Source organism: Acinetobacter sp. CIP 102136, from assembly GCF_000369685.1.
GTDB lineage: Bacteria > Pseudomonadota > Gammaproteobacteria > Pseudomonadales > Moraxellaceae > Acinetobacter > Acinetobacter fasciculus.
The window spans coordinates 92,083-118,340 of record NZ_KB850140.1 but is presented as its reverse complement, the minus strand read 5'-3'; the positions used below and the strand labels follow the sequence as shown (position 1 = coordinate 118,340).

The following is a 26,258-nucleotide window of genomic DNA, read 5'->3' as shown; positions in this document are numbered from 1 at the left end:
AATTTAAACAAACATCATGTAGGTCTGCTGTTTAAAATTCATGACATTCACTATTTTTTCTAATTGTTTTTTAACAAATGGTTAAGTTATCCCATTAGGGAACTTTTCATTTCATGCCCCAAGCTTAAATTATAAATTTTGAATAAGCATATGTTTGATTATTGCTTGGCTAATTTTTTAAGCACTCAATAAAATAAGGAGAAATATGAAATTTCCCCTTATAGATTAAATTTATTTCGTCAGTTTTCTTAATTTACAGTCGATGAACTCATATCAAAATTTACGTCTGCGTATCATGGAAACTAAAACGAGGCCCGTTAAGGTTAACATTGACCAGATCCCCATGCTGCCACCGCTTATTTTTCCTGTATCAGGATTACTCGATATATTTTCGTTTAAATCCATATCAACAATTACAGGATCATGATCGGAAGAACGGAATGCATCATCGCTATAGAATGCTGCAATTTGCTCATCTGTTTTATATTCTTCGTTATAGTCTAAGGCCGTCGGCTCATCAGCATTGATGTGCCAAGCAAAAGCGCGTTTCACCATTGGATATAAGTCTGCATCAGCAATTGCATGGTCTAGGTTTCCTGCGCCCCCATTGCCATTGGCATCACTTGCAACACCAAATACATAACTATAGGCTGTTTTACCTTGTCCAATTTTTTCGTCATTGAGCAAGACTTTATAATTGGCTTTTTCTAATGCTAAAATCGGATCTTCTTTAGCATAACTATTCATATCACCGACCAGCAAATAATTTGGTTTAGCCACTTGTGTTGGATTTTTTGCAATCCACTGCATAAGTTCTTGTACTGCAGTTAAACGTGTTGCATTCCAGCAACCTTGACCATCACCCTGATCAGCATCGGCCAGAGTTTTATCGGTAGGACAACTGCCTTTCGACTTTAAGTGATTGGGTACTATCGTAAATATTTTTCCACCATTTACAGATTGGAAACTTTGCGCCATGGTGACACGGTTCTTTTCAGTCTGATCATCATAAACTGCAGGCTCACCTACAGGTTTTACGCGCTTACTGTTATAGATAATCGCAACTGCAATTGCATCTGTACCTAATTTTGTCATTTGGGTTGGAATGACATATTTCCAGTCTGCACCTAAGGCTTGCGATAAGTATGCCACTGCACTTTTATCATCAAAACCATTATTTGCGATTTCCATTAACCCATACACATCGGCATCAATTGTTTTTAAAGCACTGACAATTTTTTGATGTTGCTTCTTAAACTCAGTTTCTGAGCTTGCACCACGTTCTGTTGGGAAACCTTTTTCTGAACCATTATCATAATTTAAGACATTAAAAGCCGCAGCGCGAATTTGTTTAACATCTTTTGGAATCACCGTTGAAGGACGTAAATTAGTATCCTTGATAATTTCAGGTTGTACCTTCCCCTGTATCGGTTGAATTCGCCATGCATTAAAACGATATTCTAAAATCCCCTCAACATTTTTCAGTTCAGAACCTGTTCTTAATGTATTTATGGCATTGAAGTTTTGCGGAAGTAATGGTGTTCTATTTTGATTATTATAGCCATCATCCAAGATAATTTTAGAAAGCAGATTTTGCTGGGCTAATGCAACTGCTTCAGCAGATTTTGCAGGATATAGATTAGTTGGAATATACAAGCGACCTAAACTTAAAGATAGCTCACCATAACGACCGTAATTGTAATTTTCACTTATCGTTAAAGTTTGTGGGATTTTAACCAGCATCCCTTGATAGCGTTTAGGTACATTTCCTGCTATCTCCGTCAAACTGGTAAACGGTAAATTAAGTGCCTGTGCCGTGACTGTATTGGATGCTTGTGTATGACAGGTTTGAATATTTTGATCAAGTTGATCTATTTGGAGTTGGTTTTGATATGAGGTTAAACGACCTTTTAAAATAACCTCTTCACCTACTTTTCCTCCAGTGATTTTACTACTTGCAGGAAGATAGACAAAAATAGCATTACTTAAATTGGATTTGGCTTTACTATCGGGCGTTTGTATATAAAAACCAGAAAAACCATTGTCATAACGGTAGTCTGCGGTAATAACACCACGAACAACATATGGTTGATTTTCTGCGGCAGATTGTAGGTCCGCAATCGCCGTATCTGCTGTATTACAACTGATAGGAGTAACGGGGGAGGTTATAGGCGCGCTTGTATCTAAATACTGGGAAAACTCATTTCGATCAGACCATTTAGACCATTCGCTTTCTAACTCAAATGCTGTTGCAGGATCAATTGAAGTTACATTATTTGAAGTTTTAGTACGTGACAAACTATTTTGATAACTACTAAAACCCACTCCCCAACCAGTACCTGGATCCTCTCCCACACGACCAAAACGGTCTATTGGAGTACCTTTATAAAACAGGACCAAGGTATCATCTCCATTAAATGCAAGTCCTGCCACTTGATTGACTTTATTACCAATTACTGCCTGCAACTCTGTTCGACCAATAATGTATTTTGCTTTACTTGCCAATGAACCTTCTAATTGAAAAGTCGCAGATTTCGTGGTTGAACCATTAGTAAATTGTTGAATCTCATAATCAGCTAAGTTCACTGTTAAACTGTCAGGGTTATAGATTTCCAAACCCTTTTTATTAGATGTACCATCTATATACTGACTAAACATTAATTGTGCATGTGCAGAAAACGAGCACCCCATAAGTATTAAACTTAAACTCAATATTTTTGGTTTTATATTCATAATGATTTTGAACAGTTGTTAAAATTCAAAATAGCTTAGTTTTTATACATGACATCACTATGAATAACTGATGACAGTTTTAGTGAAATCGCTTTTCTAGAATTTTTCTCATTAAGCCCCCAAGTTGTCCCGGTTTAAATCAACGTTGCCCCTTTTCTTCTAAATTCAGATAAAAGTCTGAATATTACCCAGATGAAATAACAATACAGTACGATGTCATAAATATGTCATGAAACAGTCACAGAATGCTTAGTTGAATAAAGTTTAATTCTTAGCCTTTCTACAGAATTAGTCATTTTTTTATTTACAAAGAGTCAATTAACCTCTTTCAAAGGCTTTAAAGAATTTTCTATTAGCTTCCTTCAGCGCTGCAATCTGACTTTATAAGAGCCATAAATGACTACCTTAAATGTGTCTTCAAACTCTTCATCACATCCGTTAAAAAAGTATATAAATAGAGAGCTCTCACTATTTGAGTTTCATAAGCGGGTGTTGGCACAGGCGAAAGATACTGAATACCCTTTACTTGAACGATTAAATTTTTTAATTATTTTTTCAAGTAATCTGGATGAGTTTTTTGAAATACGAGTTGCCAGTTTAATGCAACAAATTGAACTTTCAGATCATGCTAGAGCTCGTCCAGATAACTCACTCCTCTCAGATATAGTCACCACCATTTCCAAACTTGCACACGAAGCTGTCGAAGAACAGTATAAAATACTTAATTATAATCTCTTACCACAACTGCAAGGACATGGTGTTCATTTCATTCAGTATGGTGACATCCTCGAAAAACATAAAGAATGGATTAAGGACTATTTCCATAATGAAGTTCGACCTGTGGTCACACCTATCAGTTTAGATCCAGCCCACCCCTTTCCTCGGCTAGTGAATAAAAGTCTAAATTTCATTGTAACCCTAGAAGGTAAAGATGCATTTGGACGAAAAATTGATTTGGCGATTGTTCCCGCACCACGATCATTACCTAGATTAGTAAAGTTACCTAATAGTATTTCTGGCGAGGATGAACACTACATTCTACTTTCAGCCATTATTCAGCAACATCTTCATGAGTTATTTCCAGGGGTAACCACCACTGGATGTTATCAATTTCGGGTCACACGTAATGCAGATTTAACTATCTCAGAAGATGTTGAAGACTTAGCAATTGCCTTAAAAGATGAACTATCCTCACGGCGCTTTGGTCGGGCTGTAAGACTTGAGGTGACTAAAAATTGCCCTGAAAATATTATTGATTATTTACTTGGACAATTTGATCTTAAGCAAGAGCAACTCTATCGTATTGACGGCCCGCTTAATCTGGCGCGCTTTATATCGAACTTCAATTTGCCAGAGTTACGTTTTCCTCCCCATGTACAAAAATTACCGAAAGTGTTGTATGGGAAAAAATCCATATTTGAGGTATTAAAAACCGGAGATGTTTTATTACATCACCCTTTTCACTCTTTCGCTCCGGTCATTAAGCTACTGAAAGAGGCAGCCCATGATCCACATGTGTTAGCCATAAAACAAACCCTTTATCGGAGTGGTGTACATTCTGAAATTGTGCAAGTCCTTGCTGAAGCGGCACGAAATGGTAAGGAAGTCACAGCAGTGATTGAATTACGTGCTCGCTTTGATGAAGAGTCAAATATCGAAGTTGCCAATCTATTACAAGAAGCTGGGGCGGTTGTTGTATATAGGATCGTTGGCTATAAAACCCACGCCAAAATGATTCTGATCGTGCGTCGTGAAATAGACAAAATTAAACGTTATGTTCATTTAGGCACAGGTAACTATCATGCAATGAATGCCAAAATCTATACTGATTATGGACTACTGACCAGTGATGCTGATATTTGTGAAGATGTCCATAAAGTCTTTCAGGAGCTCACAGGCATGGGGAAAATGGTCAAATTGAAAAAACTTTTTCATGCACCATTTACTCTGCATTCTCAATTGATTGAACTCATCGAAACTGAAACTGAAAATAGCAAAGCAGGCAAAAAAGCGCAGATTATTATTAAAGTAAATGCCTTAACTGAACCTCAACTAATTGATGCCCTATATAGGGCATCTAAAGCGGGCGTTCAAATCGATTTGATTGTCCGTTCAATTTGCTGCTTACGCCCACAAGTGAAAGGGCTTTCTGAAAATATTCGAGTCCGCTCAATTGTGGGACGTTTTTTAGAACATACCCGGGTTTATTATTTTTACCATCAGGGCGAAAACAAGCTTTATTGCGCCAGTGCAGATTGGATGGGGCGTAATTTATTCTCTCGCATCGAGACCTGTTTCCCAATCGAAGATAAAAAACTTCGTAAACAAATTCTGCAAGATGGCTTAATGAATTATCTTCAAGATAACCGCCGTGCATGGGAGCTTCAAGCAGATGGAACATGGATTCAATGTACACCAAGTTTGGATAAGCCCATGTATATCGCACAACAGCACTTATTAAACCATACATCTTAATTAACCCGAATCCTGTTTAAGCCACTGATTCTATAATTAGAATTTTTGGCTTATTTTGATGGGTGAGTTGATATGCACATAACAATGCGTAAATCCCCAAATTAAAATCCGCGGAATCAGGGACAAAGCCAAGCTCTTAATTCCTTGGGCCTTGGCTGCCATGATTTTTGTTCCCATTACATAAAATCTGTTTTTGGGCTTATAAAAAACCTGCCTGCTACGACTAAAATTACGTTTTTATTCAAGCCATGATCCTCGGTATGCCGAACTAAAACAGCAATTAATTCACTTTGCCGGATTATATACGCGGCTACTAAAATATGAGCATCAGTATTGCAAATACGATCAAACATCTGGATATTGATAGCTATAGGGATGAAATGTTATAAAAAAATATCCGGGCATTGGCCCGGATATTTAAACTCTAAGCAGCTTAGGCAGTTTGCTTTAACGGTTTGATTTCATTTAATTCATGATCTAATTGAAGCTGATACGCACGGCTTTGATCAACCTGATAACTACGATTCTGGATGCTATCGATAAAAATCCAGTTCGCCTGTACCTGATCCGGGGTAAATGCAACACTCAAGTATCCGCGTTGATTCAAATTACAATAATTCAGCTCATCAATTAGCGTAGTAAATGCCATTTCAAATTCCTGTAACTGGGCTAAGGGAATCTGCAAATACTTCTCCATACCCGGTGATGAAACTGAACTGGTCGCTAGTTCTACCCCGACTGTACTGCCGGCTTGATCTCTCAAAGTGGAGTTCCAGGCATTATGGGTATCTCCTGCAAGTACAATCAGTTTTTTATTCAGCTGTTTACAAGCCGTATAAATCACCTCACGCTCCACGACGTACCCATCCCAGGCATCAAGATTATAAGGCACAACAGTCAGTATTCTGGCTAATTCTGCCTTTGTCAAAGTTGGATCATTTTGCAGATAGCGTATTTTTAGGCCTACCAGTTCTGTCAGCATCTGACGCACTTGTAGCAACACATCTGCAGTGGCCTGACCACTGGTGATCTGCCCCAAAACAGCCAGAATTTCGGCCGGAATTAGCATCTTGCTCATCAGCACCTGCTGACCCAGCACATTCCAGACGGCATTCGATTGGCTGAGTTGTTTCAGTATCCATTCACGTTGTGTATGTCCTAACAAGGTACGCGTCGGATTGAGCAAATCTGTCTGAAATTTATTGGCATCTAGTCCTGTCGCGGTAAGATAGTCAGCATATTGCAATTGCTTGTTACGCGCCAAAATACGAGTATCCAGCATATTCAGCTGAACCAGATCACCAAAATTAAACTGGCGATAAATATTCAAATGATCTGTTTCAGACACTGGACGAATCGGCATCCATTCAAAATAGGCCTGCAAAGCAGCCAGCTTACGTGCAAAAAAATCACCTTCTGAAACATCATGATTTTCCGCACCCTGCTCCCAGGTATCATTGGTCAGCTCATGATCATCCCAGACCACAATAAATGGATGACGCTGATGTGCTGCTTGTAAGTCCGCATCAGTTCGATACAAGGCATAACGCTTGCGGTAGTCTTCCAGTTTAATGATTTCCTCAGCATTATCTGCAGCCAGACTTCGGCCTAATGCTGCAGCCTGTTCAGTCGCATAACCACCCATCCCGTACTCATAAATGTAATCCCCTAAATGAATCACCACATCTAGGTCTTGCTGGGCAATTTCCTGATAGATATGAAAATATCCGGCTGGATAATTGGAACATGAACAAACGGCAAATTGCACCAGCTTGCTTTGCGTGGCTAAAGTTTTGGTTTGACCGACAGATGAATATACCGATGCACACTTAAAACGGTAAAAATAAGTTTGCCCTGCCGATAGACGATCCGCATCGACTTTAACCGTGAAATCTTGCGACCGACTGGTTTCAACTTGTCCTGTATTGATTATCTGGCGAAAATCCTGATCGGCAGCAATTTCCCACTGCACCTGATAACGCAGGTTTTCATCTTCCGGACTTAAGCGTGTCCATAGAATTATCCGATCCTGTAAGGGATCACCACTGGCCACCCCATGTTTAAAAGCGACTTTAGGATGTGCCTGAGCTTGATCTGAAGCATCCTCATCACTGCCACAAGCGGTCAAAGATATGGGTAAAGACAAAGCACCGAAGCCTGCAATGGAGGTCTTAAGCAGTTCACGTCTGGATATTTTTTTAGTCATAACAGCTTGCTATTGTGGGTTTCTTGTTCTTTTTTAATCCAGTTCGATGACATTAATATCTCTAAATTATGACATTTCTATGAAGCCTAATTTTTCCAAGTCCTAAATATACCAAATGACGATAAAACTAATTTCTGAGAGGCTGAGTTGGGCTATTCGAATTCTTATAGACTGATGACTTTATTTAGAAAATTTCCAATAAGTTGCTTCAAATTTCAGAAAGAAATCATCAATTACGCAGAATAATTCGTTACTATTGAACATCGGGGCTAAAGCTTTAGGTTTGGTAACTCAACTGATGGCTCTAGTCCTCTTATTTTTCAAGTTTATTTCTTATCCGCGATTCGGGTTAATTAACCTGGGGTGATTACTCCATAAGCTATTAGCCCTTAAATGCGCTTTGTACTTTAATCTAATCTCAATAATTAAAGATTAGATTAAAAGAACCCCAAATTAAATGGTTGAAAGATATGAGTGATATCAGCGTAAAAAAAGTCAATAAATTAATTGAAGAGTTTGAACAAGAAGGAAATAAGGTAGACCGATTGGAGATAGGTTACAAAACATATGCAGCCTTGATGTTAGATAAGAAATTTGCTGATAAAGTCACAAAATCAAATGAAGACCCTAAAGAGCGTCTTTATAAACAAATAAAAATTTAGCTGGTTACTGAAAAACATTATTTTAAGGTTAGGTGAAATAATTTTCTTTCCTAAGATAAAAAATCAGATTAACTCTGAACTAATACAGTTCAGCGCTTACTCAGAATAATTCCAGTAAATTTATTTGAAATAAAAACCTTAAAAGCGTTATTTTCACTCGATAAAGCCTCCATCAATCAAGAGGAAGCTCGCGTAAGCTTCCTCTTGTAAAAATTGTGGGACAGCAGTGGCAGTCCAAAATATGGTTATGTGTGTCTAGAATTTTGGTGGCTATTCAGTCCATCATTACCTACATTCCAACTCTCTAGTTTTCCAACTAGCCCAGGTTATAATAATGGCCACCCAAAATACGATTGATCTATTATGAACACCACCAATGATCCTTTACACGGTAAAAAACTTGCTGACATTTTGGATGAATTATTGGATTACTACGGTGGCTTTGAAGGTTTAAGTCGTAAAATTGAGATTAGATGTTTTTGCATAGACCCAAGTGTTAAATCATCATTGCGATTCTTGCGTACCACCCCATGGGCACGTGAAAAAGTAGAAAACTTATATTTGTATGTCTTACGCCAAAAGGCCAAACAGAAATTGTAGCAGTCAAAGCCCTAACCTCATCATAATATTATACCAAATAGTAAACTACTCTTAGAAAGAGAATATATATGTCGGTAATTATTGTTGATTTACATATTAAAATTAGTGACCAAAACTTAAAGCACCCTACTCTACCTTAAATTACACCACACAAAATAAAAACCCTATATAACTGTTATATATAGGGTTTATTGAAATACCAATTATGTTATTTAGTGTATTTTATGTCGGTGACTATTGCCAAGGTTGGGGTCGGGAGTTCGAGTCTCCTTTCCCGCTCCAGATTCTAAAAAAGCCCTGATCGAAAGATCGGGGCTTTTTTTATGTTGATGTTATTTTTTTAAATGATCCTTTCATTTTTGTTTCACTCAATAACAAATTCTTAAAGTACTTTCTGATTTTATAACCAAGATGTGACCATAGTACCCCCTACGGCAATAAAAAAGCCCTCATCAAAAGATCAGGGCTTTTTGATATTCCATCAATGAATCAGATGAAAGTAGGCTAGCGCAAAAAAACTAGCGATGATAAGAATCCATCTTCAATACAATTAAAAGGTAATTCGCTGATAATCACGGTATTGCGGTGTCCAGAAATTATGCTCTATTGCTAGCTGCAATTCTTCTACACTGACTTTCGGTGCTACTCCGTCTTCAATCGCAGCAAGTGCCACTTTTAAGGCAATCTGCTTCGAAATTGACTGTAAACAATCCAGATTCGGCAATAAATCTGCCTGAGGATCTTTCAGTTTCGGAGAACAGTCCGCCAAGGCATTACTCGAGGCCATCAGCATATTATCCGTGACACGTTTCGCACCTGAAGCAACCACACCCAAACCGATACCCGGGAAAATATAAGAGTTATTGCATTGGGAAATATGATGAATCTGTCCCTGATAATTCACTGGTGCAAATGGGCTACCCGTCGCAATCAATGCTCTGCCATTGGTCCATTGCAAGATATCTGCTGGAACAGCTTCTACGCGGGAAGTCGGGTTGGATAAAGGGAAAATAATCGGTTGTACACTATTTTCAGCCATGGCTTCAATCACTTCCTGAGTGAATAAACCCGGCTGTCCAGATACACCAATCAATACCGTCGGTTTGGCACGCTTAACTACATCTAGCAGAGAAATCATGCTCTCTGCATCTGCCCAGCTTTCTACATTTTCAAGCGACTGTGCCAGTTTGCGCTGGAAATCCAATAAATTCGGCTGATTCTCCGTGATTAGGCCAAAGCGGTCGACCATAAACACGCGTGCACGCGCTTCAGCATCACTTAAACCCTCAGCAACCATTTGCTTAATGATCTGTTCTGCAATCCCGCAACCAGCTGAACCAGCACCCAGGAAAGTAACCACCTGATCTTTGAGCTGTTTACCTGCTGCACGCGAAGCAGCAATCAGGCTGCCGACAGACACTGCTGCGGTGCCCTGAATATCATCATTAAAACAACAGATTCGATCACGATATTTTTCCAGCAAAGGCATGGCATTTTTCTGTGCAAAGTCTTCAAACTGAATTAAGGCATCTGGCCAGCGCTGTTGAATCGCCCGAATCACCGTCTCGACAAAAGCATAGTATTCATCGCCGCTGATTCGTGGTTCACGCCAGCCCATATAAATCGGGTCATTTAACAACTGCTGATTATTGGTACCGACATCAAGAGTAATCGGTAAGGTATAGGCCGGACTGATCCCGCCACATGCGGTGTAGAGTGCCAGTTTTCCAATGGGAATCCCCATACCACCGATGCCTTGATCTCCAAGACCTAAAATGCGCTCACCATCTGTAATCACAATCACTTTCACGTTCTTTTTATTGATATTGTGAATAATCTGGTCGATCTGATCACGGTCAGGATAGGAAATAAAGATCCCACGATGACGGCGATAAATATCAGAAAAGCGCTGACATGCCTCACCCACAGTCGGGGTATAGATAATCGGCATCATCTCACTGAGGTGATTTTCAATCAGATGGTAAAACAGGGTCTCATTGGTATCCTGAATATTCCGCAAATAAATATGCTTGTTAATATCACTGCTAAAAGCACAATACTGCTGATAAGAACGCTGACTTTGTTCTTCAATCGTCTCGGTGACATGAGGAATCAAGCCATGCAAGTTAAAGCTTCTACGCTCTTCTTCAGAAAATGCAGAGCCTTTATTGAGTAGTGGGAGTTCTAGCAGAGTATTTCCAGCATAAGGAATATATAAAGGGCGTTTACTGTTCAAATTTTCTCTGGGCATTATTTAACTCATCTAATCAATCTTCGGCAGTTCTGCCAAAATAGTCACATCACTTTGTTTATTTTATATAGCTTAGCCTGATTTTAAGCTGTTAGGTCATTTAGCAAATTTATAATACTTGTAGCAGGATTTTATAATCTGATAACACTCATTTTCAGCCTAGGTTTTGGACGGTTTCTAAAATTAATCCCTATTCGTATTTTTAATTTAAATCGGCAGCAAGATCTGTTTGACAAAAAACCTCAGCTCATCAAGGATAAAGCATAAATTTAATAAGACCAACGAGTATAACAATGAGTGAACTGCAACCGCTTTATCAGCCCGATATTTTGGGGACAGGTTATGAGCAAGCGACCTTAAACTTTCCCGATGATTATGAGGGCAAAGTCGTAGCAACCCTGATCCGTAAAAAAGCAGCCCAACCTACAAAAAAAGCAGTTCTATATATTCACGGCTTTATCGATTATTTTTTTCAGACCGAAATGGCAGAGCGCTTTAATCAGCATGGTTTTGATTTTTATGCGCTGGATTTGAGAAAATACGGCCGTTCGATTCTGCCGCATCAAAAATATTATAACGTGTATGACCTTGCTGAATATGATGCAGAAATTACCCAGGCACTCGACATTATAGCAGCCGAGGGTCACGATGCTGCCCTGCTCTGTGGTCATTCTACCGGCGGCCTGACCACGACCTTGTATGCGGCACATCATCCGCAGCATTCTTTAATTAAAGCACTTTGGGTCAACAGTCCATTTTATGACTTCAATATGAATCCGATTAAACGTGCGCTTGGCATTCCGCAACTGAGCAGACTGGCCAAAATTTTTCCCAATCTTAAATTTCCAAGCGAGCTGAACAAGTGGTATGCCACCAGCCTGCATAAGGATTTAAAAGGCGAATGGGACTTCAGTCTGGACTGGAAAAAGACCCGCTATCCGATGGTTCGGATCAGTTTTATTCGTGCCATTCATGAGGCACAGAAAGAAATTCATCGCGGTGTTCAGCTCGATGTTCCGGTATTGATCATGCATTCGCATCAGACTTTATATCCTAAAAAATGGGGTAAAGCCGCACAGAGCAGCGATGTAATTTTAGGGATTAAAGACATTCAGAAATATGCCAAAAAAATTAAAGGCGATGTCACGGTTCAAAGTATCCAGGACGGTTTACATGATCTAGTGCTTTCAGAGCAATCTGTGCGTGAGCAGGTTTATCAGCAGCTGTTTCAATGGCTGCATGACAAAGGGCTTTAGATAAACGTGGAAGGAGAAATGAAACTTACCCTCATTTCTCCTGCTTGGCTTCTTTTGAATCTTTATTAGGTTGAAATGTAATTAAGCGCATTGAAAATATGCCAATCTTTCGATGGTTTATAAGTGCTATAAACCCTTGTTTTTAAATTTAAGACTTGATAATTTATAACTTTTATTCTTCTACTGCTTGTCTCCAAATATTGTCTTTTGTAGCAAGCCTGTAAACAAACAACCGCCCGTCTTTTTCCCTCTTTATAGTAGAGCTGAATGCAGAAGCGCCTATATTTTTTGATCGGCAACATGCGCTCGACCTGCACCACTAACAATCATATAAAGGAATAGATTATGCGTTATGCAGACCCCAATACTGACGGTTCAAAAATTCAATTTAAAACACAATACGATAATTTCATTGGCGGCGAATGGGTCGCTCCGGTCAAAGGCGAATACTTTGACAACATCTCTCCGGTAGATGGCAAAGTCTTTACCAAAGTGCCGCGCTCTTCTGTAGAAGACATTGAATTGGCCCTGGATGCAGCGCACAAAGCCAAAGAACAATGGAACAGAGCATCGCCGACCACCCGCTCCAATATTCTGTTGAAAATTGCAGATCGTCTGGAACAAAATCTGGAAATGTTGGCGGTGGCAGAAACCTGGGACAATGGCAAACCGATCCGTGAAACGCTGGCTGCCGATATTCCGCTGGCTATTGACCATTTTCGTTATTTTGCCGGCTGTATCCGTGCTCAGGAAGGCGGCATTTCCGAAATTGATGAAGATACCATTGCCTACCATTTCCATGAACCGCTTGGTGTAGTCGGACAAATCATTCCCTGGAACTTCCCGATTCTGATGGCTGCCTGGAAACTGGCACCTGCCCTGGCTGCGGGCAACTGCATTGTGTTGAAACCTGCAGAACAGACTCCGGTCAGCATTCTGGTGCTGGCTGAACTGATTCAGGATATTTTGCCACCGGGTGTCCTGAATATCGTCAATGGTTATGGGGTTGAAGTCGGTCGCCCGCTAGCCACCAACCCACGCATTGCCAAGATTGCCTTTACCGGTTCCACCGCCGTCGGTCAGATGATCATGCAATATGCCACCGAAAATATTATTCCGGTGACGCTGGAACTGGGGGGTAAATCACCAAATCTGTTCTTTGCCGACATCCTGGATCAGGAAGATGACTATCTGGACAAAGCGCTGGAAGGTTTTGCCATGTTTGCCCTGAACCAGGGTGAAATCTGCACCTGTCCATCGCGTGCGCTGATCCAGGAAAGTATTGCTGACGAATTTCTGGCGCGTGCCGTTGAACGGGTGAAACGGATTAAAACCGGGCATCCGCTGGATACGGAAACCATGATCGGGGCGCAGGCTTCGCAGGAGCAGCAGGACAAGATTCTCGGCTGTATTGCCACTGGCCGTGCAGAGGGCGCACAAATCATCACAGGCGGTGAGGCGCGTCAGGAAGTGGGTCAAGGTTTCTATATTGAGCCGACCATCTTTAAGGGCACCAACAATATGAAAACCTTCCAGGAAGAAATTTTTGGTCCCGTGCTGGCCGTGACTACCTTTAAAGACTTCGATGATGCAATCAAGATCGCCAACGATACCATTTACGGACTCGGTGCCGGGGTCTGGTCGCGCTCGGCACATACCTCGTATCGTGCCGGTCGTGCCATCCAGGCTGGTCGGGTCTGGACCAACTGTTATCATATCTACCCGGCGCATGCGGCTTTCGGTGGCTATAAAAAATCCGGCATTGGACGCGAGAACCATAGAATGATGCTGGATCATTATCAGCAGACTAAAAACTTGCTAGTCAGCTATTCGACCAAGCCTGCTGGTTTCTTCTAAACAACCTGATGATTAAAAGCGGACTTCGGTTCGCTTTTAACCTGATATTTTTTAAAATTTTAATACTAGGTAAAATTTTCCAGCATTGTTCGTCCAGAATTCCATTGAATGACTGACAATAAATTAAAATACTTTCTGAAAACGCCTTAATGTCTGGGCTTATGTTGATTTCACCTAAGTTTCTCATTTTTTATGCTTTTTAATTGCTCAAAAAACCTGCATAAAGCTCAGGCTTTCATTTAAAGTCGGCTTTTCATGTTTATCAAGACTGTGTATAACAATGAACCACTAGAGGGAAAGCAATAAGCATAGGCAAAATTGCGCAAAAAGCGTTAGACTATGTACCCAATAATGTCATGATTCGGTCTGATCAAGATCAAAAAAGAAGGTGAAGGTTGATGCCGCTCAATACTGTTGAAGAGCTTGTAGCAGATATCCGTGCAGGAAAAATGGTCATCCTGATGGATGATGAAGACCGTGAAAATGAAGGCGATTTGGTGATTGCTGCCACACACGTACGTCCTGAAGACATCAACTTCATGATCACCCATGCACGTGGTCTGGTCTGCCTGACTCTAAGTAAAGAGCGTTGCCAGCAGTTGAATCTGCCGTTGATGGTGGATGCCAACGGCGCCCAGCACGGGACCAATTTCACCCTGTCGATTGAAGCGGCTGAAGGCATTTCTACCGGCATTTCTCCGGCTGAACGTGCGCACACGATTCAAACTGCTGTGGCTGCTCATGCCAAACCGGCAGATATTGTACAGCCAGGACATATCTTCCCGCTGATGGCGCAACCAGGTGGTGTATTGCACCGTGCCGGACATACTGAGGCAGGTTGTGATCTTTCCCGTTTAGCAGGACTGGAACCAGCATCTGTCATTTGTGAAATCATTAATGAAGATGGCACGATGGCGCGCCGTCCGGATCTGGAAGTCTTTGCTGAAAAGCATGGCCTGAAAATTGGCACGATTGCCGATCTGATTCATTACCGCATGACCAATGAACAGACGGTTGAGCGTATTGATCAGCAAAGTATCGATACTGAATACGGTAGCTTTGACCTGTATCGCTATCGTGAACTGGGCAACCCGGATATTCATTTGGCCCTGGTCAAAGGTGAGCCTAAAGATGGCGTGACCACAGTGCGTGTACATGGTTTTAACCCGACCCGCGACTTGCTCAAACTGAAAAAACAGGATGGCGAACCGGCCTGGAACCTGGATCGTGCCCTGAAAGAAATTTCCAATAGTGATCGTGGTGTTTTGGTCTGGATTGGCCAACGTCATTTACAGGATCTGGGTCCAGCATTAGATACACTTAAAGCACCAAAAAATGTAAAATCAAATTCTGCACTGTCTCAGCAGTATCAGACCATTGGTGTGGGTGCACAAATTTTGCGTGATTTAGGCGTTGAAAAAATGAAGCTGCTCAGCTCTCCATTGCGTTTCAATGCACTATCAGGCTTTAACTTAGAAGTGGTGGAATACATCACCGCACAACAAACATCTTAAGAAATCATCGAGGTTGTTATGGCAGTTCGCCGTATTGAAGGTATGTTACATCTCGCGAACGAAGACCGTTATGCGATTTTAGTTGGTCGTTTTAACAGCTTTGTGGTTGAACATCTGTTAGAAGGTGCCATTGATACATTGAAACGTCATGGTGTATCAGAGGATAATATCACTGTTGTTCATGCACCTGGTGCCTGGGAACTTCCTGTAGTTGCGAAAAAACTGGCAGCTTCAGATCGTTTCGATGCCATCATCGCGCTTGGCGCCGTGATTCGTGGTAGCACGCCTCACTTCGACTTCGTTGCAGGCGAATGTGCCAAAGGTTTAGGCGTGGTTGGCTTGGACACCGGCTTACCTGTAATTAACGGTGTACTCACTACGGACAGTATTGAACAAGCGATTGAACGCTCTGGAACAAAAGCAGGCAATAAAGGTAGCGAAGCTGCCCTGACTGCGATTGAAATGGTTAACTTGTTAAAGGCTATTTAACGCTATGTCGCAAACACTTCAAGCAACTTATGCAGCAAAACGTAAAGCACGTCGCTTTGCTGTACAAGGAATTTATGAATGGCAAATGAGCCACAATCCGGTGCATGAGATTGAAGCACGTACGCGTGTGGAAAATGCCATGCACAAAGTGGATCTGAGCTATTATCATGAATTGTTGACTCAAGTGGTTGCCAATCATGAAGCATTGGATGCGCTCTTAATCCCGGTACTCGATCGCGAACTTTCTGCACTTGACGGTGTTGAGCTTGCGACCCTTCGTCTTGGTGCATATGAACTCAAAGAACATTTTGAGATTCCATATCGCGTCGTTCTAGATGAAGCAATCGAACTGGCTAAACATTTTGGCGGTGCCGATAGCCATAAATACATCAATGGTGTATTGGATCGTTTAGCGACAACTTTGCGTGCAGCAGAAAAACAGCAGTCTAACTAATAGCGTAGATTCGTTGTATGGCTGAATTTTCGATTATCGACACCTATTTCAATCGCAAGAATGCCCATTCTGTCGATCTGGGCGTCGGTGACGATTCAGCCTTGCTCACCCCTCCTCCTCAGCAACAACTGGTCATCTGTGCCGACACCCTGATTGCTGGACGCCATTTTCCAATGAATACCAATCCGCATGCGATTGGCTGGAAATCTGTGGCTGTCAATTTATCTGATATTGCCGCGATGGGCGCAACCCCGCACAGTATTTTACTCGCATTGAGCCTACCCCAAATTGATCATGACTGGCTAAAAGCTTTTAGTCAGGGTTTATATGATTGTTGCGATCAATTTGGTGTGAGCTTAATCGGTGGTGATACCACTCAAAGTCCTCATTTAACCCTGTCTGTTACTGCATTAGGCTGGGTGGACATTGGTCAAGCCATTACACGCTCGGGTGCAAAACTGGGTGATTTGATCTGTGTCAGTGGAACTGTCGGTGATGCAGCTTTTGCTTTAAATCATCTTGGTCATCCATTACAGAAACGTCTGGACTATCCAACGCCACGTTGTCAGCTCGGTGCCGCCCTAAAAGGTCTGGCGCATACCATGATTGATATCTCGGATGGTTTGGCACAAGATCTTGGACATATTCTCAAAGCTTCTCAAGTCGGTGCAAAGCTGCAACTCGAAAACTTACCGATCAGTCCTACCCTGCAGACATTAGACGATGCACAAAAATGGCAATATGCCCTCGCTGGTGGCGACGATTACGAGTTATGCTTTACAATAAGCCCGCAAAATTACGAAAAATTATTGCAAAAACAACTTGATGTTTCGATTAGTATGATCGGCACAATTCAGCAGAAACACGGCTTAACTTTTGAAAAAGATGGCGTAGATCATTCACTTCAATTTAATGGGTATCAACATTTTGCATAAGCCTCCAATTCTTTTTAAAACTATGACTTGGCCAGAACGTTTTATTGTGTTCTGTGGTGTGGGCTTTGGTTCTGGTTTAAGTCCTAAAGCACCTGGTACCACTGGTTCCGCTTTTGCACTATTATTTGTACCAGTTTGGCTTGCAATCGGCTTCACAAACACCATCTTGGCGATTATGATCATGTCCCTGATTGGTATTTATATTTGTGACAAAACAGCAAAAATTATGGGCGTACATGATGATGGGCGCATCGTCTGGGATGAGTTTGCAGGACAATCCATCACATTTTTGCCACTGATCTACTTAGGTCAGATGAACTGGTTATGGTTGCTCGTCGGTTTTGCGCTATTCAGATTATTTGATATCTGGAAACCTTGGCCGATCCGTGTGATTGACCGACAGGTCGACGGTGGCTTCGGCATCATGCTGGATGACATTATTGCCGGCCTTTGGGCTGCTCTTTGTATTTTGCTTTATTTTTACTTCATCGTGGCATAAGCCATATTTAGGATTAGAACATGTCAACGACTGTTATTATTCTTGCTGCAGGTAAAGGCACGCGTATGCGTTCAAGCTTACCGAAAGTATTACAACCCCTTGCAGGACGTCCTTTACTGGGTCATGTCATTGAAACGGCAAAAAAATTAAACGCAGATAATATTATTACCATTTATGGTCATGGTGGTGACCGGGTTCAAACAGCATTTGCACAACAGGATATTAAATGGGTCGAACAGGCTGAACAGCTGGGTACCGGCCATGCGGTGCAGATGACCTTGCCTGTCCTGCCTCACGACGGCGTATCGCTGATTCTTTCCGGCGATGTACCCTGCATTAATCCTGTGACCTTGCAAAAATTACTCGATGCGACAGCAACAACTAGTATCGGCCTAGTGACATTAACTCTGCCTGATGCCAATGGCTATGGACGTATCGTGCGTGAAAATGATCAGATTCAAGCGATTGTTGAACATAAAGATGCCTCTGAAGAGCAGCGTCAGATCAAGGAAATCAATACCGGTATTTATGCCGTCAGCAATGCTAAATTACATGAATGGCTGCCAAATTTAAGCAATGACAATGCGCAGGGTGAATATTACCTGACTGATATTGTCGCGATGGCTTTGGCAGATGGTATGCAAGTTGCATCGGTAGAACCTGAGCAGGCTTTTGAAGTTGAAGGGGTAAATGACCGTGTGCAGTTGGCTGCTTTAGAGCGTCAGTTCCAGGCTTATCAAGCAAAACAGCTGATGCAGCAAGGCGTACATTTGATTGATCCAAGCCGCTTTGACCTGCGTGGCAATTTAACTGTCGGTCAGGATGTCCGTATTGATATCAATGTGATTATGGAAGGTGATTGCGAGCTGGGCGACAACGTTGAAATTGGCGCCGGCTGTATTATCAAGAATACCAAGATTGCAGCTGGCACCAAGGTTCAGCCATATAGCATTTTTGATAGCGCCGTCGTTGGGGAAGATACCCAAATTGGACCTTTTGCACGACTGCGTCCAGGTGCACAACTGGCCAATGAAGTACATATCGGCAACTTTGTTGAAGTCAAAAATACAACGATTGGTCTAGGCTCTAAAGCCAACCATTTTACCTATCTGGGTGATGCTGAAATCGGTGCCGGTTCTAATATCGGTGCAGGAACCATTACCTGTAACTATGATGGTGCGAACAAATTTAAAACGATTATTGGTGATCAGGCCTTCATTGGCTCGAACAGTTCATTGGTTGCACCTGTGAGAATTGGCAACGGTGCCACAGTGGGTGCAGGCTCAACGATTACCCGTGATGTGGAAGACAACAGTTTGGCAGTAGAGCGCTCTAAGCAATTTGCCAAAGAAAACTATCCACGTCCGCAAAAAATCAAGAAATAAGGGGAACAAATATGTGTGGTATCGTTGGTGGCATTGCAGAACGTAGCATTACCAATATTTTGATTGAAGGCTTAAAACGCCTGGAATACCGTGGTTATGATTCAGCAGGTTTGGCACTCATTAACAACAGCCAAGTCCTACGTGAACGCCGTGTCGGTAAGGTTGCAAACCTTGAACAGGCTGTGAATGAATCCCAGATTAGCGGTTCACTCGGCATTGCGCATACACGCTGGGCCACCCATGGCAAACCGACTGAAGAAAATGCCCATCCGCATATTTCTGAAAATGTAGCAGTGGTCCATAACGGGATTATCGAAAACTATCAGGAACTCAAAGATGATCTTGAAGCTTTGGGCTATGTGTTTACCTCACAGACTGATACTGAAGTGGTGGCCCATCTGATCAATGATGCGCTGAAATCTACCCCAAGCCTGTTAGACGCTGTACGCCAGGTGGTTCCGCAACTGAAAGGTGCCTATGCACTCGGTATCGTACATACTGACCACCCGGATGAACTGATTACCGTGCGTGAAGGTTCTCCACTGGTGATTGGTGTCGGGATTGGTGAAAACTTCATTAGTTCCGATCAATTAGCCTTACTTCCAATTACTAACCGTTTTATCTACCTGGAAGAAGGTGACATTGCCCGTTTGACCCGCACCAGCATTGAAGTCTTTGTCGATGGTCAACTGGTCGATCGTCCGGTCAAGGAACTGGATGCTGCGGTCAGCAATGCGTCTAAAGGTGAATACAAGCATTACATGCTCAAAGAAATTTATGAGCAGCCTGAAGCGATTAAACAGACCATTTCCCAAGCTTTAAATGGCAATGACCTGCGTGAAGATTTTCTTGCTAGTGCGGAACAAGACTTTTCAAAAATTCAGCAAATCCAGATTATTGCCTGTGGTACCAGCTATCATGCCGGCATGATCGCCAAATATTGGTTTGAACAGCTGATTGACCTGCCTTGCCAAGTCGAAATTGCCAGCGAGTTCCGTTATCGCACGCCGGTGATTGTGAACAATACGCTGTATGTGTGTATTTCCCAATCTGGTGAAACGGCCGACACCTTGGCTGCATTACGTGATACGCAAAAACGTGCAGCAGCCAAAGGCCTGGACATTACCACGATGACCATCTGTAACGTGGCGACCTCTTCGATGGTGCGTGAAACTCAGCATAGTCTGTTGACGCTGGCAGGTCCTGAAATTGGTGTAGCTTCAACCAAAGCCTTTACCACCCAGCTTGCTGCATTGATGCTGTTGGTACTGAAAATCGGTTCTGTAAAAAATACGATTTCCACAGAACAAATGACGGAGATCACCACAGAACTTTGGCATACGCCTAAAGTGATTCTGGATACCTTGCGTCATGACGATGAAATTTTACGTCTCTCTGAACTGTTTGTTGAGAAGCAGCATTGCCTGTTTTTGGGCCGTGGTACGCATTTCCCGATCGCTCTGGAAGGTGCACTCAAACTGAAAGAAATTTCATATATTCATGCTGAAGGTTATGCTGCAGGTGAGCTGAAACACGGGCCATTGGCACTGGTCGACAATGACATGCCGGTGGTAATTCTGGCGCCACAGGATGACATGCTGGACAAGCTTAAATCCAATATGGAAGAAGTTCAGGCACGTGGCGGCGAGCTATTTGTGTTTGCTGATGAAAACAGCGGCATTAAAGCCAAAGAACGCCAGCATGTGGTACATATTCCGTCAGTCAATGCAGTGCTGGCACCGATTGTGTATAGCATCCCGGTGCAGTTACTCTCTTATCATGTAGCTGTATTACGTGGTACGGATGTAGATCAGCCACGTAACCTGGCAAAATCGGTCACCGTAGAATAATTAAAATTGAATCAAGGCTGGTGTGTGTTTTTGAGTAAAAAAGTTAAATACTAGGTAATAAAAAATCATACTCAGTAATAAAGTTTCATACCAATTTTAAAATAAAGAAAATATATTCATTATTTTCAGTATATTGGAATTTTGGTATGAAACTTTTTTTATTTTAATAGAATTATACTTAGACTAGACTAGCCTACAGTATGATACTTTAATAAATATAATATAAATTTTATACCAATAAAAACAAATGCTTATGCGCAATAAAGGATGAAACTTTATTACTTCCATATAATAATAAAATAAGATAATAAAAAATTTGAATTTAATGTTTGTATTTTTATAATTAAGTTTGTATCAAATGGGAACACATCATACGCTACTTGCTCAAAGAACAGTCAACTAAAGCACAAAGGCATGCCATCAATTAAGCCAGATCATGATTTAGGCAATGTAGATTGATGACAGCGAAATTTTGAGCCAATTTGTCATAGCGTGTGAATACCTTGCGTATTCTTATGTAAACCTACCACCTATTGTTATTCAAACCATCCCACTCATTTTGGTTCATATTAAACCACTGATTTTCTATTCAAATATTTCAAAACAAAATATGCAAATCTGAATCTTAAACTACTACCTTAATCTGCTATAATTTGTACATCATACTGATGTACAAATTAGTGAAAAATATGGCTAACTTAGCAACAGAACGAATAAATGTTCGTTCAACTGTAGATGCAAAGAATGTAATTGAGCAAGCTGCGAATTTATTGGGTCTTAGTGTGAGTTCCTTTATGATCCAATCCTCATTTGAACGAGCAAAAGAATTACTTAAATCTAATCACGAGTTAAAAGTAAATAATACTGATCGTGATATGTTAATGAATTTGCTTGAAAATCCACGCCCTGCAAATGATGAGATGAAAAAATTAATGAGTTTATTGGATGAAAATTGAGGTTTTACAAGACCATCATCAGAAAAAATCATTTAATTGTGGGCAAGATGATTTAAATAAATTCATAAAACAATACGCATCCCAACATCAGAAATCAGGAACAAGTAAAACCTATGTTGCTATTGATGATGATACACAGCAGGTGCGAGGATTTTATTATCTATCAAGTACCTCTATAGGATTTGATAGGGTTGATGCTGTTCTCATTCAACAATTACCTCGTTATCCACTCCCTTGTGTAGTTGTAGGTCGCTTTGCCGTCGATCAAACAGCTCAGGGGCGAGGAATAGGAAAAGTGCTTTTAGCACATGCGCTTAAACAAGTTTCAAAAGTTGCTCAGATTATTGGTGTAAATTTTGTTGTAATACATGCCAAGGATCAAAAAGCGATGGAATTTTATCAGCGTTTTGGCTTTATTTCATTAACATCAAATCCATTAACATTAATATATCCAATGAGTGAAATACCTAATTTTAATTAAATGGCCTACTAGCAACAGGAGTGACTAGTAGATTACGAACAAGAATAGGTCGCAGACTTATTCAGCAATTTGCAATACCTCGATACCGCTTAAGCTTGGTAAAAAGTTCTTGATTAAATGTCTTACTTTATAAAGAGATTAATCATACTAATCAGCAGGGTTACTTTTTGACGGCATCATGATTTGACCATTTATCTTATGGATTGTATTAATAGCTCAAATCTGGAAATTGTAAGTTTATCCATGAACCAAGTCTGACCTAGGTGTTTAGTCCCAGATTTTAATGGTGCAATATTCTCAGATAAATGGAAGGAAGCACTATGGGACAAGTTCTACACAGCAGCGCCACAACGACACAGGCAGTGCGTCGAGCAATACAAAATAGTCAAGAGAGCTTAAGAACGCTAGCCAAGCGTTACGGCATCAATCAAAAGACCGTCGCAAAATGGAAGAAACGTACTTCAGTAGATGATCTTACAACCGGGCCAAAGAATCCTCGCTCAAGCGTGTTATCACCTGAAGATGAGGCGGCAATTGTTGCTTTTCGAAAACGCACTTTGTTGCCGCTAGACGATTGCCTTTATGCATTGCAGCCGAGTATTCCTTATCTGACACGCTCGTCGTTACACCGCTGCTTGCAGCGGCATGGTATTCCACGACTGCCTGAGGTACAAGGTGATCGCTCTGTCAGGAAGCGCTTCAAGAGCTACCCCATTGGTTACTTTCATATCGACATCGCTGAGATGCGAACAGCACAGGGTAAACTTTATCTCTTCGTTGCCATTGATCGCACTTCCAAGTTCGCGTTCACTGAATTGCATACTAAAGCCAGTAAGATGGCAGCCGCGGAGTTCCTGCGCAATCTGGTTAAGGCTGTGCCCTATAGAATCCATACGGTGCTAACAGATAACGGCATCCAGTTCACGAACCGCACCTGTGATCGCTACGCCTCTGAGCACATCTTGGATCGGATTTGTACTGAATGTGGCATTGAACATCGTCTTACCAAGGTCAAGCATCCATGGACTAATGGACAGGTCGAGCGGATGAACCGAACGATTAAAGAAGCTACTGTCAAACGGTTCCATTACGACGATCACACTCAGCTATGCATTTACCTTGCTGATTTTATTGCTGCATACAACTTCGGCCGCAGACTCAAACCACTCAGGGGCCTGACTCCCTACGAATTGATCTGCAAACAGTGGACAGATGAACCTGAACTTTTTAAGATTGATCCGATCCATCAAATGCCGGGATTAAACACCTAATAATAAGTCCACAGCAGCACATCAGCTCCATTTAGGCCATAGCCTACCCGGCAATGAGATAAAATCCTGCTGGATTATCTAAGGCATCAGTACGGGCATAAATTTTGATGCTTAAACCACTTTTACTGCGCCCGATCGATCGCCTGATCTTTTTTCCGGTACGGTGTTGATGAGCCTTCACAATTGTTTAGTCTCGCATGGCATATTCAGTATCACTATCATAGGATAATACTTCAAAAGTTCTCTGTCATACACCAAGCCTGTATGACTCTAAAATCCACAAAAGTGCAAAGTGCTAAGGTAAGCGCCTCCACGAAATACCCGAGAGATAGCACTATCTCAACAAATAATCGGTTATCTTTGACGGCAACTCCAACAGTACACGCTCGTTGAGGTAAAAGATCTTAATACGTCCCCACTGATTACCTATTCATGCATAACATTTATTTATGAAAAAATAATGAGGAAAAGTCAGTTTTTTCTCAAACTGATTAATAAAAAATCCTAGGAAAATTAATCTTTTGGTTACCAAAAAACTCAATAGCGGCTCATTTTATTCTAGAGTTTTCACTGGGATTAAAAATCATACTTTCAAAAGCAAAGAATGGAACTTTATTTTTTTAAATTGCTCACAATAAGATGAAACATTTAAAAATAAACTAAAAATCCAAAAAATAAATATAATTAAACTATAAATATCAATAATTTGAATTAAAAAATATAAAAACAAAAATATAAACTATAGATAAAAAGTAATAAAGATACATACCATATTGAATAATAAAAAACCTAATGATATGCTCAAAAACATACTAAAGCAGGTTAAAAAAATATGTTAACCAAAGAGCAACAACTAAAATGGATAAAAGAAGGACGTGGTCAAGGCTTTCTAAATACCTACAAACCCTTCTTGACAGTTAAGGATAATAAATCCCTAAACAACCGCTCAAGTCGAGTATATGGCTATAAAACCGGTCGAACTCATCACTTGTTTTCAGATTTAGAGCTCGCTGTTTTTTTGATTTTAGATAGAAATATTTTTATACCCCAATCTCAACTTTTTAAGTGATTGAAATAAAAAGGACATAACCCTATTTTAGTTTCCACCAAGAAATTAAAGCAAAGTTATGTCCATTGAAGAATTTATCATTTTTGTCTATGTAATCATAGAAGAACTTTATCCCATTGTTGTTACTCAGCCCCTGAGAACTCGTGGTTTTCCGCCTGCTGTTACTGATGCAGAAATCATCACTATGCAAATAGTAGGTGAATTTCTTGGTTTAGATACAGACAAAAATATTTGGATGTATTTCAAAAACAATTGGTTAGAATGGTTTCCAAAATTAGGATCTTATCCCAATTTCTGTAAACATTGTGCAAACCTGTGGCATGTCAGTCAATCCATTATGGCACAGCTCATTCAGCGTTATGGTTCAGATAACATTCACTTTATTGATGGCTTCCCACTCCCTGTCTGTAGTTATACCAGAGCTAGAAAGCATAAAAACTTTAAAGAATACGCAGGTTTTAGTTATTGTGCTGCAAAACAAGAAAAATATTATGGTTTCAAAGCTCATATCGTCATTAATCTTTCAGGCATGATTTCGGGTTATACCTTTGCACCTGCTCATTGTGATGAGCGAGATGTTGCACCTGAAATTACGAATGATATTTACGGTTTACTGGGAGCAGATAAGGGCTATTTAAGACCAGAATTGAAACGATATTATGAATATCAGGGTATTGATTTACAAACACCCTTTAGAAAAAACATGATAGATTTCAGACCTAAAGAGACACTGCAAATACTGATGAAAGCCAGAAGAAAGATTGAAACAGTGATTGGTCAATTAACAGATCGCTTTCACATTCAGAAAGTGAGGGCAAAAGATCTATGGCATTTAACCCACCGCATAACTCGTAAAATTCTGTCGCATACAATTTGTGTGGTGCTAAATAAAAAGCTTGGTCATTCACCAATTCAATTCGAAAATCTTATTTTAAGTTGAGATTGGCGTATTTTTATCAAAGATATTCGAGAACAAATGCCACTGAATTTAAAAGAAACTGAGGATTTGGCGCGTACTTTTTCCCTTTATCATCCAATGAAAAATGGTATTGCACAAACCCTAGTTTCTACATTTTTTATTCTCAGTGAAGCTGCTAATGCTCCCCCTGTTTATGTCATCAGAGCTATTTCTCATACTGAATTAGAAAATTTAAATATTCTTGAAAGTCTCGAATTAGAAAGACGCTATTGGCAGAAAGAAAATATCCCTTGGTATCTTGGGCGAATTCAAACATGAGGTGCGACAGTTTGAAAAGTCTTATGATAATCAACAAGCTGAGCAAATTTCTCTAATGGTGTAAGCCAATCTAACGCT

The 26,258-nt window shown here is 40.8% G+C and carries 20 protein-coding genes and 5 pseudogenes; 20 read left to right on the top strand and 5 right to left on the bottom strand.

What is annotated here, in order from left to right:
* Positions 1-273 precede the first annotated feature (273 nt).
* Positions 274-2,736, bottom strand: a complete 2,463-nt coding sequence (locus F893_RS00765; RefSeq protein ID WP_200004097.1) for an ExeM/NucH family extracellular endonuclease — start codon at positions 2,734-2,736, stop codon at positions 274-276.
* Positions 2,737-3,129: 393 nt separating this feature from the next.
* Between F893_RS00765 and ppk1 the strand changes: the two genes are divergently transcribed.
* Positions 3,130-5,208, top strand: coding sequence for a polyphosphate kinase 1 (ppk1, locus tag F893_RS00760; RefSeq protein ID WP_005249574.1), 2,079 nt, complete (start codon positions 3,130-3,132; stop codon positions 5,206-5,208).
* A 16-nt stretch (positions 5,209-5,224) separates the two neighbouring features.
* Here the strand turns inward: ppk1 and F893_RS18465 are convergent.
* Positions 5,225-5,314 (bottom strand): annotated as a pseudogene (locus F893_RS18465) (IS982 family transposase); the annotation flags it as partial.
* Between the two features lie 70 nt (positions 5,315-5,384).
* Here F893_RS18465 and F893_RS18425 point away from each other — a divergent pair.
* A pseudogene (locus F893_RS18425) lies at positions 5,385-5,597 on the top strand (hypothetical protein); the annotation flags it as partial.
* A gap of 44 nt (positions 5,598-5,641) precedes the next feature.
* On the opposite strand, the gene F893_RS00755 reads toward F893_RS18425, so the two are convergent.
* Both F893_RS00755 and F893_RS17230 read right to left on the bottom strand, forming a co-directional pair.
* Positions 5,642-7,414 carry an alkaline phosphatase D family protein gene (locus F893_RS00755; protein WP_004280933.1) on the bottom strand — a complete coding sequence of 591 codons (1,773 nt, stop codon included), beginning with the start codon at positions 7,412-7,414 and terminating at the stop codon, positions 5,642-5,644.
* 108 nt (positions 7,415-7,522) lie between these two features.
* A pseudogene (locus tag F893_RS17230) lies at positions 7,523-7,678 on the bottom strand (IS982 family transposase); the annotation flags it as partial.
* A gap of 206 nt (positions 7,679-7,884) precedes the next feature.
* Here F893_RS17230 and F893_RS00750 point away from each other — a divergent pair.
* From F893_RS00750 to F893_RS00745, 3 genes and pseudogenes are all read left to right on the top strand, one after another.
* Positions 7,885-8,076, top strand: a complete 192-nt coding sequence (locus F893_RS00750; RefSeq protein ID WP_005105075.1) for a hypothetical protein — start codon at positions 7,885-7,887, stop codon at positions 8,074-8,076.
* A gap of 84 nt (positions 8,077-8,160) precedes the next feature.
* Positions 8,161-8,286, top strand: a pseudogene (locus F893_RS17800) (IS4 family transposase); the annotation flags it as partial.
* A 153-nt stretch (positions 8,287-8,439) separates the two neighbouring features.
* Positions 8,440-8,676: a VF530 family protein gene (locus F893_RS00745; protein ID WP_005249573.1), complete on the top strand. Its 237-nt coding sequence runs from the start codon at positions 8,440-8,442 to the stop codon at positions 8,674-8,676.
* Between the two features lie 550 nt (positions 8,677-9,226).
* On the opposite strand, the gene F893_RS00740 is transcribed toward F893_RS00745, so the two are convergent.
* Entirely contained in the window at positions 9,227-10,927 is a 1,701-nt protein-coding gene (locus F893_RS00740) for an NAD-dependent malic enzyme (protein WP_005249572.1), read from the bottom strand.
* 293 nt (positions 10,928-11,220) lie between these two features.
* Between F893_RS00740 and F893_RS00735 the strand changes: the two genes are divergently transcribed.
* The 15 genes and pseudogenes from F893_RS00735 (at position 11,221) to F893_RS00665 (ending at position 26,180) form a co-directional block, all read left to right on the top strand.
* Complete coding sequence (locus F893_RS00735) at positions 11,221-12,183, top strand: alpha/beta hydrolase (RefSeq protein WP_005249571.1); 963 nt, start codon at positions 11,221-11,223, stop codon at positions 12,181-12,183.
* Positions 12,184-12,528: 345 nt separating this feature from the next.
* Positions 12,529-14,040, top strand: a complete 1,512-nt coding sequence (locus F893_RS00730; RefSeq protein WP_005249570.1) for an acetaldehyde dehydrogenase ExaC — start codon at positions 12,529-12,531, stop codon at positions 14,038-14,040.
* 398 nt (positions 14,041-14,438) lie between these two features.
* On the top strand, positions 14,439-15,554 hold the full coding sequence (ribBA, locus tag F893_RS00725; RefSeq protein ID WP_005249569.1) for a bifunctional 3,4-dihydroxy-2-butanone-4-phosphate synthase/GTP cyclohydrolase II: 1,116 nt from the start codon (positions 14,439-14,441) through the stop codon (positions 15,552-15,554).
* Positions 15,555-15,572: 18 nt separating this feature from the next.
* Positions 15,573-16,043, top strand: a complete 471-nt coding sequence (gene ribE, locus F893_RS00720; protein WP_004280926.1) for a 6,7-dimethyl-8-ribityllumazine synthase — start codon at positions 15,573-15,575, stop codon at positions 16,041-16,043.
* A 4-nt stretch (positions 16,044-16,047) separates the two neighbouring features.
* The gene (gene nusB, locus F893_RS00715; RefSeq protein WP_005249568.1) at positions 16,048-16,497 is read left to right on the top strand and encodes a transcription antitermination factor NusB; all 450 of its coding nucleotides are present in this window, start codon (positions 16,048-16,050) and stop codon (positions 16,495-16,497) included.
* A gap of 17 nt (positions 16,498-16,514) precedes the next feature.
* Positions 16,515-17,432 carry a thiamine-phosphate kinase gene (gene thiL / locus F893_RS00710; protein WP_005249567.1) on the top strand — a complete coding sequence of 306 codons (918 nt, stop codon included), beginning with the start codon at positions 16,515-16,517 and terminating at the stop codon, positions 17,430-17,432.
* The gene (locus tag F893_RS00705) at positions 17,410-17,931 is read left to right on the top strand and encodes a phosphatidylglycerophosphatase A family protein (RefSeq protein WP_005249566.1); all 522 of its coding nucleotides are present in this window, start codon (positions 17,410-17,412) and stop codon (positions 17,929-17,931) included. Before thiL ends, F893_RS00705 begins: the two co-directional genes overlap by 23 nt.
* Positions 17,932-17,951: 20 nt before the next feature.
* Positions 17,952-19,316, top strand: a complete 1,365-nt coding sequence (gene glmU / locus F893_RS00700; RefSeq protein WP_005249564.1) for a bifunctional UDP-N-acetylglucosamine diphosphorylase/glucosamine-1-phosphate N-acetyltransferase GlmU — start codon at positions 17,952-17,954, stop codon at positions 19,314-19,316.
* Between the two features lie 11 nt (positions 19,317-19,327).
* Positions 19,328-21,166, top strand: a complete 1,839-nt coding sequence (glmS, locus tag F893_RS00695; protein WP_005249563.1) for a glutamine--fructose-6-phosphate transaminase (isomerizing) — start codon at positions 19,328-19,330, stop codon at positions 21,164-21,166.
* Positions 21,167-21,855: 689 nt separating this feature from the next.
* Positions 21,856-22,122, top strand: a complete 267-nt coding sequence (locus F893_RS00690; protein WP_034435748.1) for a type II toxin-antitoxin system TacA family antitoxin — start codon at positions 21,856-21,858, stop codon at positions 22,120-22,122.
* Positions 22,112-22,603: a GNAT family N-acetyltransferase gene (locus F893_RS00685; RefSeq protein ID WP_004280918.1), complete on the top strand. Its 492-nt coding sequence runs from the start codon at positions 22,112-22,114 to the stop codon at positions 22,601-22,603. The genes F893_RS00690 and F893_RS00685 overlap by 11 nt, the downstream gene beginning before the upstream one ends.
* A gap of 320 nt (positions 22,604-22,923) precedes the next feature.
* On the top strand, positions 22,924-23,874 hold the full coding sequence (locus tag F893_RS00680; protein WP_005249562.1) for an IS481 family transposase: 951 nt from the start codon (positions 22,924-22,926) through the stop codon (positions 23,872-23,874).
* Positions 23,875-24,706: 832 nt separating this feature from the next.
* Positions 24,707-24,919 (top strand): annotated as a pseudogene (locus tag F893_RS00675) (heteromeric transposase endonuclease subunit TnsA); the annotation flags it as partial.
* An 82-nt stretch (positions 24,920-25,001) separates the two neighbouring features.
* A complete protein-coding gene (locus F893_RS00670; protein WP_004282326.1) occupies positions 25,002-25,883 on the top strand; it encodes an IS982-like element ISAba9 family transposase in 882 nt (293 codons plus the stop codon).
* A 36-nt stretch (positions 25,884-25,919) separates the two neighbouring features.
* A complete protein-coding gene (locus F893_RS00665; protein ID WP_005249560.1) occupies positions 25,920-26,180 on the top strand; it encodes a PDDEXK family nuclease in 261 nt (86 codons plus the stop codon).
* Positions 26,181-26,258: the final 78 nt, after the last annotated feature.